Annotated in this window: 13 protein-coding genes and 1 rRNA gene; 5 read left to right on the forward strand and 9 right to left on the reverse strand. The window is 70.8% G+C overall.

Annotation, left to right across the window (positions count from 1 at the left end; translation table 11 throughout):
• Nucleotides 1-40 precede the first annotated feature (40 nt).
• The 4 genes from recN to AB0J76_RS46300 all read right to left on the reverse strand — a co-directional run bounded on the left by recN (nt 41) and on the right by AB0J76_RS46300 (nt 3,726).
• On the reverse strand, nt 41-1,750 hold the full coding sequence (gene recN / locus AB0J76_RS46285; RefSeq protein WP_352326211.1) for a DNA repair protein RecN: 1,710 nt from the start codon (nt 1,748-1,750) through the stop codon (nt 41-43).
• Nucleotides 1,751-1,844: 94 nt separating this feature from the next.
• Nucleotides 1,845-2,747 carry an NAD kinase gene (locus tag AB0J76_RS46290; protein ID WP_352326210.1) on the reverse strand — a complete coding sequence of 301 codons (903 nt, stop codon included), beginning with the start codon at nt 2,745-2,747 and terminating at the stop codon, nt 1,845-1,847.
• Entirely contained in the window at nt 2,744-3,556 is an 813-nt protein-coding gene (locus AB0J76_RS46295; RefSeq protein WP_352326209.1) for a TlyA family RNA methyltransferase, read from the reverse strand. The genes AB0J76_RS46290 and AB0J76_RS46295 overlap by 4 nt, the downstream gene beginning before the upstream one ends.
• Complete coding sequence (locus tag AB0J76_RS46300; RefSeq protein WP_352326208.1) at nt 3,553-3,726, reverse strand: hypothetical protein; 174 nt, start codon at nt 3,724-3,726, stop codon at nt 3,553-3,555. The genes AB0J76_RS46295 and AB0J76_RS46300 overlap by 4 nt, the downstream gene beginning before the upstream one ends.
• Nucleotides 3,727-3,853: 127 nt before the next feature.
• On the opposite strand from AB0J76_RS46300, the gene AB0J76_RS46305 reads away from it, so the two are divergent.
• Entirely contained in the window at nt 3,854-4,201 is a 348-nt protein-coding gene (locus AB0J76_RS46305) for an SCP2 sterol-binding domain-containing protein (protein ID WP_352326207.1), read from the forward strand.
• 503 nt (nt 4,202-4,704) lie between these two features.
• Here AB0J76_RS46305 and AB0J76_RS46310 read toward each other — a convergent pair.
• A complete protein-coding gene (locus AB0J76_RS46310; protein WP_352326206.1) occupies nt 4,705-5,676 on the reverse strand; it encodes an HAD-IIA family hydrolase in 972 nt (323 codons plus the stop codon).
• Between the two features lie 121 nt (nt 5,677-5,797).
• Between AB0J76_RS46310 and AB0J76_RS46315 the strand changes: the two genes are divergently transcribed.
• Nucleotides 5,798-6,214: a TipAS antibiotic-recognition domain-containing protein gene (locus AB0J76_RS46315; RefSeq protein ID WP_352326205.1), complete on the forward strand. Its 417-nt coding sequence runs from the start codon at nt 5,798-5,800 to the stop codon at nt 6,212-6,214.
• A gap of 819 nt (nt 6,215-7,033) precedes the next feature.
• Here the strand turns inward: AB0J76_RS46315 and AB0J76_RS46320 are convergent.
• Nucleotides 7,034-7,459: a tetratricopeptide repeat protein gene (locus AB0J76_RS46320; RefSeq protein ID WP_352326203.1), complete on the reverse strand. Its 426-nt coding sequence runs from the start codon at nt 7,457-7,459 to the stop codon at nt 7,034-7,036.
• A 123-nt stretch (nt 7,460-7,582) separates the two neighbouring features.
• Between AB0J76_RS46320 and AB0J76_RS46325 the strand changes: the two genes are divergently transcribed.
• Entirely contained in the window at nt 7,583-9,193 is a 1,611-nt protein-coding gene (locus AB0J76_RS46325) for a DUF1015 domain-containing protein (RefSeq protein WP_364393725.1), read from the forward strand.
• Nucleotides 9,194-9,275: 82 nt separating this feature from the next.
• Here the strand turns inward: AB0J76_RS46325 and AB0J76_RS46330 are convergent, their stop codons facing one another.
• Nucleotides 9,276-9,668: a single-stranded DNA-binding protein gene (locus tag AB0J76_RS46330; RefSeq protein ID WP_352326200.1), complete on the reverse strand. Its 393-nt coding sequence runs from the start codon at nt 9,666-9,668 to the stop codon at nt 9,276-9,278.
• Nucleotides 9,669-9,778: 110 nt separating this feature from the next.
• On the opposite strand from AB0J76_RS46330, the gene AB0J76_RS46335 reads away from it, so the two are divergent.
• Nucleotides 9,779-10,705, forward strand: coding sequence for an MBL fold metallo-hydrolase (locus tag AB0J76_RS46335; RefSeq protein ID WP_352326199.1), 927 nt, complete (start codon nt 9,779-9,781; stop codon nt 10,703-10,705).
• Nucleotides 10,706-10,785: 80 nt separating this feature from the next.
• Here AB0J76_RS46335 and AB0J76_RS46340 read toward each other — a convergent pair whose 3' ends face one another.
• Entirely contained in the window at nt 10,786-11,862 is a 1,077-nt protein-coding gene (locus AB0J76_RS46340) for a hypothetical protein (protein ID WP_352326197.1), read from the reverse strand.
• On the opposite strand from AB0J76_RS46340, the gene AB0J76_RS46345 reads away from it, so the two are divergent.
• Entirely contained in the window at nt 11,806-13,206 is a 1,401-nt protein-coding gene (locus AB0J76_RS46345; RefSeq protein ID WP_352326196.1) for a hypothetical protein, read from the forward strand. The two genes, AB0J76_RS46340 and AB0J76_RS46345, sit on opposite strands and share 57 nt — an antisense overlap.
• Nucleotides 13,207-14,208: 1,002 nt before the next feature.
• On the opposite strand, the gene rrf is transcribed toward AB0J76_RS46345, so the two are convergent.
• Nucleotides 14,209-14,284, reverse strand: a 5S ribosomal RNA gene (gene rrf / locus AB0J76_RS46350); the annotation flags it as partial.

A 14,284-nucleotide genomic window follows, 5' to 3' on the forward strand; every position in this document is an offset into this window, starting at 1 on the left:
GGCCAAGCACTACGCCGCGTGTCCACTATGTCACGCTGAATCACCTGTCGGCCGCTGCGAGCCCGAGCAGCTCCTCCGCGTGCGCCCGGCCGAGTTCGGAGTCCTCCAGACCGGCCAGCATGCGCGACAGTTCGCGGACGCGTCCCTCGTGGTTGAGCGTGACGACACCGCTGCGCACGACGCTGCCGTCGCTGGCCTTCTCGACGACCAGATGCTGGTCGGCGAAGGCCGCCACCTGCGGGAGGTGGGTGACGACGATCACCTGCGCGGTGCGCGCGAGGCGGGCCAGCCGGCGCCCGATCTCGACCGCGGCCTTGCCGCCGACCCCCGCGTCGACCTCGTCGAACACGAACGTCGGCACCGGGTCGGCACCGGCGAACACGACCTCGATGGCGAGCATGACGCGGCTCAGCTCACCGCCGGAGGCGCCCTTGTTGAGCGGCAGCGGCGGCGCGGCCGGGTGGGCGGCCATCCGCAGCTCCACCTCGTCGACGCCCTCCGGGCCGAACTCGGCGCTCTGGGTGAGCTGCACCACGACCCGGGCGTGGGGCATGGCCAGCGCGGTCAGCTCTTCGGTCACGGCCTGGCCGAAGCGCTCGGCGGCGGCCTCACGCACCTTGGTGAGCTCGGCGGCCAGGGTGGTGAGCCTGGTGGTGAGCTCCTCGTGCTCGCGGGTGAGCTCCTCGATGCGCTCGTCGTCGCCTTCGAGCTCGCCCAGGCGGGCGGCCGCCTGCTGGGCCCAGGCCAGCACCCCTGCGCTGTCCTCGGCGTATTTCCTGATCAGGCTGCCCAGCACGGACCTGCGCTCCTGCACGGCTCCGAGACGGGCGGGGTCGGCCTCGATGGACTCGGCGTAGGCGGCCAGGTCGGTGGCGACGTCGGAGATCAGGTATCCGGCCTCGGCGAGCCGGTCGGCCACGCCGGCGAGCTGCGGGTCGTAGTCGCGCACGGCCTCGACGGCCGCGCGGGCCTCCCCGAGCAGCGAGATCACGTCACGGGCACCGCCGCCGGCCTCCATCGGGTCGCCGAGCAGCGCGGTGTGGGACGTGGTGGCGGCGCTGCGCAACGCGTCGGCGTGCGAGAGGCGCTCCTCCTCCTCGCGCAGGTCGGCGTCCTCGCCCGGCTTGGGGTCGACCTTCTCGATCTCCTCCAGGCCGAACCGCAGCCGGTCGGCCTCCTGGGCACGCTCCCTGGCCTGGGTGGTCAGCTCGTCGAGCAGCGCCCCGACCTGCTTGTGCCGCTTGTACGCCTGCGCATACGCCCGCAACGGCTTGACCAGCTCGTTTCCGGCGTAACGGTCGAGCGCGGCGCGCTGCCTGGCGGCCTGCAGCAGCCGCTGCTGGTCCATCTGCCCGTGCACCGCCACCAGGTCGTCGGCCAGGTACGTCAGCGTGCCGACGGGCACCGTGCGGCCCCCGAGCCAGGCCCTTGAGCGGCCCTCGGCCGAGACGGTGCGCGAGATGATCAACTCGCCGTCCTCGACTTCACCGCCGAGGTCCTCGACCTGCTGGGCGACCCGGCCGCCGGGCTCGACGACGAGAGTGCCCTCGACGGTCGCCTTGTCAGCCCCCGGACGGATGCGCGAGGGATCGGCCCGGCCGCCGAACAGCAGCCCGAGCCCCGTGACGACCATCGTCTTGCCCGCGCCGGTCTCGCCGGTGACCACGTTGAAGCCCGGCGAAAGCTCGAGTACGGCCTCGTCGATGACGCCGAGCCCCTGGATGCGGACCTCCTCGACCCTTGGTCGCACTGCCCACTCCCGTCACTGCCGTGCCTGATGGCCGGTCGATTGTCTCCGGACATCTGTTGCCCATGGGATCCTACGCGCTCCGCCCTCCATTCATTCAGGGTCGCACTCTCCCGCGCCATCCCTGAACCGGTAGTTCGAACTTGGCGACCAGCCTGTCGGTGAAGGGCGCGCCGGTGTTCTCGATGCCGTGCAGACGGGCCAGGCGCACCGGCTCGGCGCCCCTGCGCACCTCCACCCGCGACCCGGAGGGCAGCTCGAAACGACGGCGGCCGTCGCACCACAGAACCCCGCCCGGCGTGTCCGGCAGGATCTCCACGGCCATCGTGGACCGTGGCGAGACCACCAGCGGCCGGGCGAACAGCGCGTGGGCGCTGATCGGCACCAGGAGCAGCGCCTCCACCTCCGGCCAGACCACCGGCCCGCCGGCCGAGAACGCATACGCCGTCGAACCCGTCGGAGTGGCGCATATCACGCCGTCGCAGCCCCAGCGGGACAGCGGCCGCCCGTCGATCTCGGCGACCACCTCCAGCATGCGTTCCTGCTTCTCCACGGTGACCTCGTTGAGCGCCCACGTGTCGGCGATCACCCGGCCGTTCTGCCTGGCCAGGACGTCGATCGTCATGCGCTCCTCGACGTCGTAGCGCCCGGCGACCACGCTGTCGACCGCCGTCGCCAGGTCGGCCACCTCCGCCTCGGCCAGGAACCCGACGTGCCCGAGGTTGACCCCGAGCAGCGGCGTGCCGGCGGGCTTGGCCAGCTCGGCCGAGCGCAGCAGCGAGCCGTCGCCGCCGAGCACGATCATGACCTCGGCGTCCTTGGCCGAACCGGGGTCGTCGCTGGGGACGACCTCCACCCCGCCACAGCCGATGTCACGCGCCTCGGTGTCCAGGACGCGTACGTTGATGCCCGCCCCGACCAGCCGGTTGATGACCAGACGGGCGCTCTCGACGGCGGCGCCCCGCCCGGTGTGGACGGCGACCAGCACGGTCCGGTTCATTGCGGCCCTTCCGCGACGGCACGCTGGATCTCGGCATCGAGCTCGGCGACGGGCGGATCACCCTCTCCTTTGCCCAGCCACAGCAGGTATTCGACATTTCCGGACGGACCGGGCAGCGGGCTCGCGGTCACTCCCCGCACGCTCAGCCCCAGCTCCTGCGCCTTGGCCGCCGCCTCGCGCACCGACCTGGCCCGCAACTCGGGGTCGCGCACCACGCCGCCCGCGCCCACGAGCTCCTTGCCCACCTCGAACTGCGGCTTGACCAGCATGACGAAGTCGGCCCGCGGCGCGGCGACCTGCGCCAGCGCGGGCAGCACGAGCCGCAGCGAGATGAACGACAGGTCGCCGACGACCAGCGTGGGCGGCTCGCCGACCATCTCGGGGGTCAGGTCGCGCACGTTGACGCGTTCCATCACGGTCACCCGCTCGTCGGTGCGCAGCGACCAGGCGAGCTGGCCGTAACCGACGTCGACGGCGAGCACGTGGGCCGCGCCGTGGCGCAGCAGCACGTCGGTGAAGCCTCCCGTGGAGGCTCCCGCGTCGAGGCACCTGCGCCCCTCCACCGACAGGCTCTTGAACGCCTCCAGCGCCCCGAGCAGTTTGTGCGCTCCCCGCGAAACGTAGTCGGGCCCGTCGGCCGACTCGGCGACGACGATGGCCGAGGCGGTGTCGACCTGGGTCGCGGGCTTGTGCGCCTGCTGGCCGCCCACGCTGACCCGCCCGGCCTCGATGAGCTGGGCGGCCTGCTCCCGCGACCTGGCCAGCCCGCGGCGCACCAGCTCGCTGTCGAGACGGATCCGCCGGCTCACCGCTCGCCCAGCGCTTCGTCGCCCGCACCCGCGAGAGTGGACTCCAGCCCGGCGAACGCCTCCTCGAACACCGCCACGTGCTCGTTCACCGGCAGCTCGCCCACACGACCGAGACCGGCCACGATGGCGTCGACCCGCTCGTCACCGGTCTCCTCCGGCAGCTCACTCATGACTCGACCGTAACGCCTCGGACGAGCGCCCGGGACCTTGGCAGGCGTGTCACGCGTTGAAGCTCATACGGGGGTGCTAGTGATGTGGAACGCTACCGACCGCAAAGGGAAAGAAAGGATGCCCAACATGGCAAGCGTCGAGGAGTGCCGGGCGGCACTGGCCAGGCTCGTCGCCCAGTTCGACGAGATCGGCGCGGAGGATCGTGCCAAACACGTGGTGGAACGCACGGTCAGCGCCCGGGTGTCCGACCTCGACGTGATCTTCTACGGGCGGCTGCATCACGGGGGGCTCGACCCGTTCACCGAGGAGCCGCCGGCGGGCGGCAAACCGGCCGACGTGAAGATCACCATCGCGAGCGACGACCTGGTCGCGCTGGTCGACGGTGAACTGGATCTGGCCCGTGCCCTGCTCGGAGGGCGGGTGAAGATCGACGCAAGCTTCGGCGACCTGCTGCGCCTGCGCAAGCTGATCTGACCGGGTCCGTGCCATGCGCGCGTTCGCTGTCAGGCGACTGTTCGGTGTCCTGCGCAGCCGTTCAGCGCGTGTGTTCGCCATGAGGCAACTCCTCGGTGCGTGTTCGCCATCAGCCAACTACTCGGTGCGTGTGTTCGCCGTCAGGCAACTGCTCGGCGCGTGCGTTAACTGTTAGGCGACAAGCGAACAGCGAACCTGCCCCCTCATCCCCCGACCGACTGAGCCGCCCTCCGGCGGCCACGTCGCCCCCATCTGACGACGCTTTCCCGACCAGCCCACACCCCGCAATCACGGCGCTGGCCCTGCACCACTCGCGTGCACGAGTCCCGCGTCGTGCGGGCCGTGGCTACCGGCCGTGCCCGCTGGCGTGCCGGCTCGACGAGTCCGGCGTGGTGCGGGCTGCGGAAGGAGGACGCCGTCACGAGTGGGCTCGCGGGCTCCTGGCCGCTGCCAGGCGGGAAAGGGCAGGGTCGAGGCGGCCCCCTCCGCCCGTGCTGATCGCCTCACCCCACGCGCTGCAGGACGTCCTTGACCGCGTCCTCCCCGATCTGCCCTTCGCCCGCGGCCGTCCAGGCGGCGTCGCAGGCCGCGCGCAGGCCGTCGATCCGGCTGCCGTCGCCTTCGAGGTGCAGCGCCCCGTCGCGCCACTCGGCCCGCCATCCCCGGCAGGCGCCGTCCCGCACGTCGGGATAGGGCTGCACCAGCGCGCCGAGGTCCTCGGCCAGGTACGTGGGCCGATGCCGGGGCGCGGCGGTCAGCACGTCGAGCGGAGTGGCCACCCCGGTGAACACCAGCAGGCTCTCCACCCCCGCGTTGGAGGCCCCTTCGATGTCGGTGTCCAGCCGATCCCCCACGACCAGCGGCCGCCGAGCGCCGGTACGGATCATCGACTCCCGGTGCAGCGGCGGATCCGGCTTGCCGGCGTACACCGGTTCGACCCCGGTGGCGGCGGCGATGACCCGGACCATTGCCCCGTTCCCCGGCAGTTCGCCCCGCCCTGTCGGCATGGTGCTGTCACCGTTGGAGGCCACGAACAGCGCGCCCTGCCGTACGGCCAGCGCCCCCTCCGACAGCAGGGCGTACGACAGACCGGGAGCGATCCCCTGAACCACCGCAGCGGGCGACTCGGCCGCGACGGACACCGGCCTGAGCCCATGAGCCCGTACGGCCACCCGCAGCCCCGACCCGCCCACGACCAGCACCGCGGCGCCCGGAGCCACCCGCTCGGCGACGAGCCGCGCGGCCGCCTGCGCCGAGGTCACCACATCGGCCGCCATGGCAGGGACGCCGAGTTCCCGCAGGTGGGCGGCGATGGCGGCGGGCGTCCTGGAGGCGTTGTTGGTCACGTAGGCGAGCCGGACCCCCTTGCCCTGCGCCTCCTCCAGCGCCTGCCTCGCCCCGGGTACCGCGTGCTGTCCGAGGTAGACCACACCGTCGAGGTCGAGCAGCAGGGTGTCATAGCCATCAATCAGCACAGCGCCTCTTCCCGTTTGACTCTCACGCCGCGTGAGACTTTAGCGTCGCCTTCGTACCCGGCCACAGGAAGCCTTCTCCTCGTGGATCGGGAAACCCGTAACCGATACCGGAAGGACAACCATGCCCCAGGAACGCGCAGAACCCCTCGGCGCCCCTACCCATGACGCGTACGCGGCGGAGGCCGAGCAACGCTGGGGCGGCACAGACGCCTGGGCCGAATCCGCCCGCCGCACGTCGGCGTACACGAAGTTGGACTGGCAGCGGCACGAAGCCGAAGCGGCCGCCCTCTCGGCCCGCCTCGCCGACGCGATGCACGCAGACGTCCCGGCCGACGGCGACCTCGCGATGGACCTGGCCGAGGAACACCGCGCCCACCTCTCGCGCTGGTTCTACGACTGCACGTACGACATCCACCGCGGCCTCGCCGACCTGTACGTCTCCGACCCCCGCTTCACCGCCGCCTTCGACCGCACCTCCCCCGGCTTGGCCGCCTACCTCCGATCCGCCATCCTCGCCAACGCCACCCGCCACGCCTGACCCCCACCACCATGCGCGTACAGAGGGCGGCGGCCGACGAGCCCAAAACTGAGGGCACGGCCGCCCCTCAAGGCGCCGTTCTGCCACGCAAAACCAGGCAAACACCCTCACGGCGACCTTCTTCCATGATGGTTTGGCAGCCAAATACGGCCAAGGCATGCCTACCCCCTTACGCGAGGGCAGCCAGATGCAGCTGTGGCATGCCCGGACTCTCAAGCAGGCACCGCCTGGGCAGCCACGACAACTGCATTCGCCGCACCACGCTTCTCGGGCGCTCGCCTGGGAAAGCCACCGCACAGGCCCCTCATGTCCCAGTGGTGAGACCTCGCACGGCCCATCACGGTGGTGCCCTTACAACCCGAGTGGGTCGCCCAGCAGCCAGGGTTGCCACTCCTCCGGTATCGGTCGGAGTCGTCACAACCGGCCAGGTGCTCGGGGTCGACGGCGGGCTGTGCCGTGATGTCCCCCGGCCGCCTTCAGCGGCTGCTGTCTCCCGGCCGCCGTCAGCGGCTGGGGAACGCGCGGACAGGGCCGCCCATGCGCGACGGCGTGAACGCCTTGCCGAGGCCCTGGAAGGACCTCAGCGACAACGCCCCCCCCAATGGACCCACCTAGGGCACGGATAGCCGCCCTCCAACACAGGGCCAGACCAAGGAAGCGATCTGCTGCGACGACGCCCGATCAGCACGACGGGCCGCAAGCACACATCGCAGGGCGGCCTCCCCACCGAGTCAACGCCCCCGGAGAGGACCGAAACGCCTCGGCACAGTCGCTTGGGAGACGACGTCGGCCATGGCCGGCCCCCGCGCCCGCCTGCCCCTACATCTCTCGGCGAGCCCTCAACGTCGCCCGCACACTCTTCAAGGCCGACACGTAATGCCGCTCGTCCGGCCGCATGGCCACCGCGATGGCCAGCGGCTCCTGGGCCCCTTCCAGATCCCCCGTACGCCACAACGACAAGCCCAGCCCGAAGTACGCATAATCCTCAGCCGGGTTCGCATCCACGATCTGCCGGAAGCTGGCCGCGGCCTCCGCGTACTGACGGGAGTTGAACTGCGCCCGAGCCAGCGCCTCGAGGATGCTCCGGGACTGCGGCTCTGCAGCGGCGGCCCGTTCCAGCAACGCCGCGGCAGCAGCCGGGCTCCCCTCCTTCAGCAACTTCACACCACGCTGATACCAGTCGTACACACCGCCCCCGGGAACGCCACCCACGGACTCATCGTGACCATTTCCGCCCTGAACCATGCGTGAGGACTCCTTCATCGCTGGACGACGAACCTCGCTCCCCCTCCGCCGCGTAAGGGGCGCGACAGCAAACGATTGGGGCAACTCCTGGTAGGCGCAAGCATTTATGGGAGCATGCCCGGTATGGGGACTCCTGAACTGCCGGTGCCGGACGGACTGGTGCTACGGCCCTTCCGAGGCGTACGTTTCGATGTCGAAGATCCCGCCAAGGTGACCTCCCCACCGTACGACCTGATCAGCGACGCGGACGTCGAAGCCCTCCTTGCCTCCCACCCGAACAATGTCGTCCGCCTCATCCTTCCCTGCAACCCAGAAGCGACACCCGCCACCGAACCCGGCACCCCTCGTGACCCGGCCGGGACCCCGTCCAGACTCCGCCACCGGACCGAAGTGCCGCTGGAAGCGCGTTACTCCGAGGCCAGGGACACGCTGAGGGCCTGGCTGGACGCCGGCGTCCTCGTGGCCGACGACACCCCCGCCCTGTACGTGTACGAGCAGAGCGGCCCGCACGTCCTCCAGCGCGGCCTGATCGGCGACGTCGGCCTGGTCGACCCCGCCGACCGCGTCATCCTCCCCCACGAGGACGTCATGCCCGGCCCCATCGCCGACCGGCTGGCCCTCATGAGCACCACCGAGGCCAACCTCGAACCCATCTTCCTCCTCTACAACGGCGACAACGGCAGGGCGACCCGCCTGGTGGACGAGGTCGCCGCCAAACGACCGCCCCTCGTCACGGCCGGAACCGAGGACGGCCTCACCCACCGGCTGTGGGCGATCACCGACCCGGACGAGATAGACGCCATCAACGCCGACCTGCGCAACCGTCAAGCCCTGATCGCCGACGGCCACCACCGGTACGCCACCTACCGCGTCCTCCAGCGTCAGGAACACGCCGCCCGCCAAGCCCTGCGGGACGGGACGCACCAGGCCACGCCCAACGACGGGTCACAGGAAGCCATCCAGCCCTCTCAGCACGTCCCCCTCAACGCACCCCCGAGCATGCCCACCCACAACTCCCAGGGCGCATCACACCCGTCCACCGCGCCGGACCACCCCGTAACACCCTCTCCTAGCCCAATCACCTCGTTCCGGCACGAGCTGACCGATCACCTGGCCCATCCGTCAGCGGAGCCGGCCTCCGCCCCGGCCGACCCCCGGCAGGCGCTGGGCCCCTGGGACTTCGGGCTCGCCCTGATCGTCGACTCCACCGCCTACCCGCCCGACCTCAAGGCCATCCACCGCGTCATCCCCGGTCTCCCCTTGGCCGAGGCCGCCGCCAGGGCCAGGGGCGCCTGGCAGGTGCACGACTACGACGACCTGGCGCAGGGCCTGGAGGCACTGCAGAACGCGGCCGAACCCGCCTTCCTCCTCGCCGGTGAGAGCGGCACGCATCTGCTCACCGACCCCGACCCGGTGCAGCTCAGCCTGGCGATGCCGGACGGCCATTCGGACCGCTGGAACTCGCTGAACACCTCCATCCTCAGCGAGTTCATCCTGCCCAAGGTGTGGGGCATGGAGGACGACGAGCGGGCGGTACGCATCGTCCACCACGACACCGAGGCGGCGTTGCGGCTCGCGATCCAGACGGGCGGCACAGCCGTCATCCTCAAGCCGCTCATGGTCGACGACGTGCTGGCCGTCGCCGCGGGGGGCGAACGAGTGCCCCGCAAGTCCACCTCCTTCGGCCCCAAACCGCGTACCGGCCTGGTCCTGCGCACGTTCGCCATCGACTGACGCCGCCCCTGCCGCGTAGCCACGCCTCCCCTGCCCATCGCCGAGCGCTCTCCAGGGCGGCGCCTGACCATCGCCGACAAGATCACCCCGCCCCGGCCAGCTGAGCCACCTGCCGCGGCCCCCGGCTCGCCACCACCTCTTCAGACGGCTCAGGAACCGTCTCCTCGACAGGTCTGACGGCACCGACCTCCACCTCGTACCGCCAGATCTTGGCGGCTGCCGGGCCGAAGACCCGGCAGCGGAAGGCACCCGTCACCTCGATGAAGTCCCGCGGTTTGAGACCTCGCACGATCTGCGCGACCTCGGGATCGAACGTGACGCACGGGATGCTGTCGGTGAGAGCCGCTCCTCGCCGGTGCCTGCGCCGGCGGCGTACGATGACGCGCCACTTCGTGGCCATGTCGCCGCTCGGCATCGCGTATTCCTCGACCGCCGCCGACAGCCGCCCCACCAGCACGACCTCGTTCCGATCCATTGTCGTCCTCCCGTTTGTGTTCCGGAGGAGATCACTCTCTACGATGAGGGGAAGCCCGGATCGATACGAACGTCGTTCTGGGGATGACGGATGTACGCGCGGGAGTGCCTGTGGACAACATCACCGCACTAGGCGGCGACGTCTATGAGATCGACACCAAGATGGCCGGATACTCAGGCATCACCGCCGGCTACCTGATCCTGGGAGATCGGCCGTGCCTGGTGGAGACGGGCACCTCGACCTCGTCCCCCGTGGTGCGCGACGCGCTCGCCTCGCTCGGCGTCGGCCCGGACGACCTGGCCACCGTGGTGGTGACCCATATCCACCTGGACCATGCGGGCGGTGTGGGGGACATCGCGAAGTTCTTCCCGTCCGCGCAGGTGGTCGTACACGAGAAGGGTGCGCGCCATCTGGCCGATCCGTCGCGTCTGATGGCCAGCGCCCGGATGGTCTGGGGTGACCAGCTCGACACCCTCTTCGGCGAACTGTCCCCCACCGAGGCCGAGCGCATCGTCGCCCTGGGCGACACCGGCGCCATCGACCTGGGCAACGGCCGCACGCTGAGCAGCCACTACTCCCCCGGCCATGCCAAGCACCACGTCGGCCTGATCGACTCCGCCACCGGAGACCTCTACGTCGGGGACGCCGCGGGCGTGTATCTGCCCCAGACCGGCGACCTGCGCCCCGCCACGCCGCCGCCGGACTTCGACCTTCAGACGGCCCTCGACTCGATCGCCCTGTTCCAGGCCCTTGGTCCGCAACGGTTGCTGTTCAGCCACTACGGACCGGTCGGCGCCGTCCAGGAGACCCTTGAGCGATCCGCCGAGGAGCTCCGGGTCTGGGTGGATCTCACCCGCCAGGCACACTCCGAGGGCCTCGACCTCGATCACGCGGTCGCCATGGTCCGCGACCGCACCAAGGAGCGCTACACCGCCCTGCAGTCGGACGACGTGACGGCCGAGCAGTTCGAACTGCTGAGCGGCGCCCCGTCGAACGTCGCGGGCATCCTCCACTGGCTCAACCGCGTCGAACGATGACCACCGGCTGACCACACCCCATACGACACAAAAGCTCCGCCGTACCCCTGATCATCAGGGGTACGGCGGAGCGGCAACACCTACTCGCCGTTCTTCTTCGGCCGGTCCTGAGCGGACTCGTCCGTCTCGACTTCCAGCACGTCACCGAAGTCCGGCTCGATGAACGCAGGCGTGATCCCCGGCGTCCCGGCCTCCGCCGGCTTGCCTTCCTCGCCACGGTCCGCGGGCTCGCCCGCCTCCGGCTCGGCCGCCTCAGCAGCGACGGCGTCCTTCGGCTCGACCGGCTCGACCGGCGCGCCCGGCTCGACCGGCTCGACCGGCGCGCCCGGCTCGACCGGCTCGACAGGTTCAGCAGGCACGGCAGGCTCGGAGACCTCGGGCTCCAGGAGGTCGTCCGCCTCGGCCAGGGCCTCGGCGTCCTCTTCCTCCTCCTCGGCCAGCTTGCCCTCGTCGGCGACGCCGGCGTCGTCGAAGTCGTCCTCGGAGTCGTTCTCGGAGTCGAGGTCCTCCTCGAAGTCCTCCTCGACGTCCTCGATGACGGCTCCGGTGAGCTCGGCGTAGCGCTCGGCCGCGTCCGTCTCGCCGTCCTCGTCGAAGGCCATCGCCCGGGCGAACCAGTCCGTCGCCGCCTCCTGATGCCCGGCGTCGGCCAGGGCGTCCGCATAGGCGAACGCGAGGCGCGCCGACCACGGCTTGGGCTGCGGGTCGCGCAGTTCGGGCAGGCGCTGGAGGGTGATCACGGCCGCGTCCTGCTGGCCGAGGTCACGCCGGGCGCCCGACTCGACGATGGTCAGCTCGATGCGTCCGGCCCGGTCGAGGCGCTCGGCCTCCGGCGAACGTACGAGATCGATGGCCCGCTCCGGACGGCCCAGACCGCGCTCGCAGTCGGCCATGACCGGCAGGTACGCGTCCGACCCCGTCATCCTCCTGGCCGCACGCAGGTCGCTGAGCGCCTCGGAGAAGTGCCCGGCCCGATAGGCGACGATGCCCGCGGCCTCGCGTACGACACCGATGCGCGCGGCGAACCGGCGCGCCACCTTGGTGTGTTCGTGCGCCTTGTCGGGGTCGTCCTCCTCCAGGGCGCGCTCCGCCGCGACCAGGTGCCTGCCGACCAGGTCGGAGAGGTCACCGGGCAGCGAACGCAGCTCCTCGCGCACTTCCTTGTCGAGCTCTTCCGCGGTGATGTCAGGCGCCACCTCGGGCAGCCTCTCGCGCTGCGGGGCGTCGGAGTCACGGTCCTCCCGGCCGTACCTGGCGCGGGTGCCACCGCCCGGACGCTCCCCGCGGTCGTCACGCGAGAACGGACGCGACTCACGGTAGCCGCCACCCTCGCGACGAGGCCCGTAGGAGTCGTCGCGGCGCGGGCCGCGGTCGTAGCCACCCTCGCGACGCGGCCCCCGGTCGAACCCCTCACGACGCTGCCCGCCGCCGCGGTCGTCACGGAACCCGCCCTCGCGACGCGGCCCCCGATCGAAGCCCTCTCGACGCGGCCCGCGGTCGAAACCTTCGCGACGCGGACCACGGTCGAAGCCCTCACTGCGGGGACCACGCTCCGAGCCCTCACCACGAGGACCACGGTCATAGCCTTCCCGGCGCGGGCCACGGTCACCGAAGCGGTCGTCGCGGCGCTCCCCGAACCCGCCGCCCTCACGGCGCGGGCCCCGGTCGAAACCTTCACGACGCGGCCCGCGGTCGAAACCCTCCCGGCGAGGACCACGGTCAAAGCCCTCGCGACGCGGGCCCCGGTCGAAACCCTCACGCCGCGGCCCCTGCTCGAAACCCTCCCGACGTGGACCACGGTCATAGCCTTCACGACGCGGCCCACGGTCGCCGTAGCTGCCGCCCTCACGACGCGGCCCACGGTCACCAAAACCGCCGCCTTCACGACGCGGTCCCCGGTCACCGTAGCCGCCGCCCTCACGCCGAGGTCCGCGATCCTGGAAGGGACGACGCTCATCGCCCTCCCTGCGCGGCCCGCGGTCGAAGCCCTCCCGGCGAGGACCACGGTCAGAACCTTCGCGACGCGGACCCCGGTCGCCGTAGCCGCCGCCCTCACGACGCGGCCCACGGTCCTGGTAAGGACGGCGGTCATCGCCCTCACGACGCGGCCCACGATCATCCCGGTCCTGGTAAGGACGACGCTCGTCACCCTCACGACGCGGCCCGCGGTCGAAGCCTTCCCGGCGAGGACCACGATCGAAGCCCTCGCGTCGCGGACCACGGTCGGAACCTTCACGACGCGGGCCGCGATCGCCGTACCGGCTCTCGCGACGCTCGCCGTAGCCACCGCCGCCCTCGCGACGCTCGCCGTAGCTGCCTCCGCCTTCACGGCGGTCACCGTAGCCACCCTCGCGGCGGGGTCCGCGGTCGTCCCGGTCGCGGTAGGAGCGGCCCTCGTCCCGGAAACCGCCCTCACGCCGCGGCGCACGCTCGTCGCGGGAACCCTCCCCGCCTCGGGGCGCTCTGTCCTCGCGGTTGTACGGCCGCGGCCGGCCCTCTGAACGGAACGGACGATCGCCACCGGAATCACGCCCGCGAGAGCCGTATCCGCCAGTCCTGCCGCCGCTGGAGCGCCTGTCCCCGTAGTCGCCCCGCCCGCGCTGTCCGCCGTCCGATCCGTCTTCTCTGTTCACTTCTGGTCCATTTCGTTGGCTCACTCAGCGGACTCACAACGCCGGTCCACCGTGGCTGGTCACCGCCCGCCCTCGGGCCTTACGCGACGAAGGCCACCCGTGGGGGTGGCCCGCTCCCCCCAGCCTAGCAAGCCCCCGAACGTTCACGAGCCCTCCAGCCACCCACGACCATTCGGCCAACCGGTCTCTTACCTTCGCCGCCACCTACAGAACGACGCTCACCAGAACGGTGCGGCAGCGATCTCATGGTCGAAACCGAACACCCGAAGAACGGGAAGTCCCCTCAGCGGTATCTGGCCCACATCCTCATAAACGTGTTCCCGGAGCATCGGAGAAGCCTCTGAACGATGAGTCTCGCGAACGGGCCGGTGGCTTGGGGGTGGCTCCTCACGCCTACTGTGCGCCAGGCGCTCAGAGGATGCCTCTGCTCTCATGCAACACCGATCTAGAAGGCAAGAGGGCGACGACTAGCGCACCGCTCACCGCTCCTCCCGGTAGCGGCGGTCGAGAATTTGCCCGATTCGACGGGGGCTCACCGCCACCCAAGGCCGTCTCACGAAGCTCATAAAACGTCGCGCCCGTTCTCAACGCGTGCAAGCGGGACGTCCGCCGGGGTCGCTGTGCTTGTATCCAAGGGGGGCAAGCCCGGGTGTGGTCGCCGCGTCAACACATGGGGGTGCTCACAGCGCACCGGCCCCGACAGGCGGCTCCGTGTTCGCGAACCGGCTGGCACGACGCGACTGGCGGCCGGCCCTGTGACACCGAACCGAACTCCCAAGGCGTCCTGCACGCCCCTGAAGCTCTTCATCGAGAAATGTGTACAACGCGAAGAAGCCCCACACGATCCGTGCGGGGCTTCTTCGAAAGATTGTCCGGCGGTGACCTACTCTCCCACACCCTCCCGAGTGCAGTACCATCGGCGCAGAGAAGCTTAACTTCCGGGTTC

This window comes from Nonomuraea sp. NPDC049624 (assembly GCF_040675255.1).
Classification (GTDB): domain Bacteria; phylum Actinomycetota; class Actinomycetes; order Streptosporangiales; family Streptosporangiaceae; genus Nonomuraea.

Bases quoted from the DNA above. Each gene is read 5' to 3' on its own strand.
- AB0J76_RS46320 (WP_352326203.1), bottom strand. From the start codon at position 7,459: ATGGTTCAGGGCGGAAATGGTCACGATGAGTCCGTGGGTGGCGTTCCC.
- AB0J76_RS46315 (WP_352326205.1), top strand. From the start codon at position 5,798: ATGCCCCAGGAACGCGCAGAACCCCTCGGCGCCCCTACCCATGACGCG.
- AB0J76_RS46290 (WP_352326210.1), bottom strand. From the start codon at position 2,747: ATGAACCGGACCGTGCTGGTCGCCGTCCACACCGGGCGGGGCGCCGCC.
- AB0J76_RS46305 (WP_352326207.1), top strand. From the start codon at position 3,854: ATGGCAAGCGTCGAGGAGTGCCGGGCGGCACTGGCCAGGCTCGTCGCC.
- AB0J76_RS46300 (WP_352326208.1), bottom strand. From the start codon at position 3,726: ATGAGTGAGCTGCCGGAGGAGACCGGTGACGAGCGGGTCGACGCCATC.
- AB0J76_RS46330 (WP_352326200.1), bottom strand. From the start codon at position 9,668: ATGGATCGGAACGAGGTCGTGCTGGTGGGGCGGCTGTCGGCGGCGGTC.
- AB0J76_RS46325 (WP_364393725.1), top strand. From the start codon at position 7,583: ATGGGGACTCCTGAACTGCCGGTGCCGGACGGACTGGTGCTACGGCCC.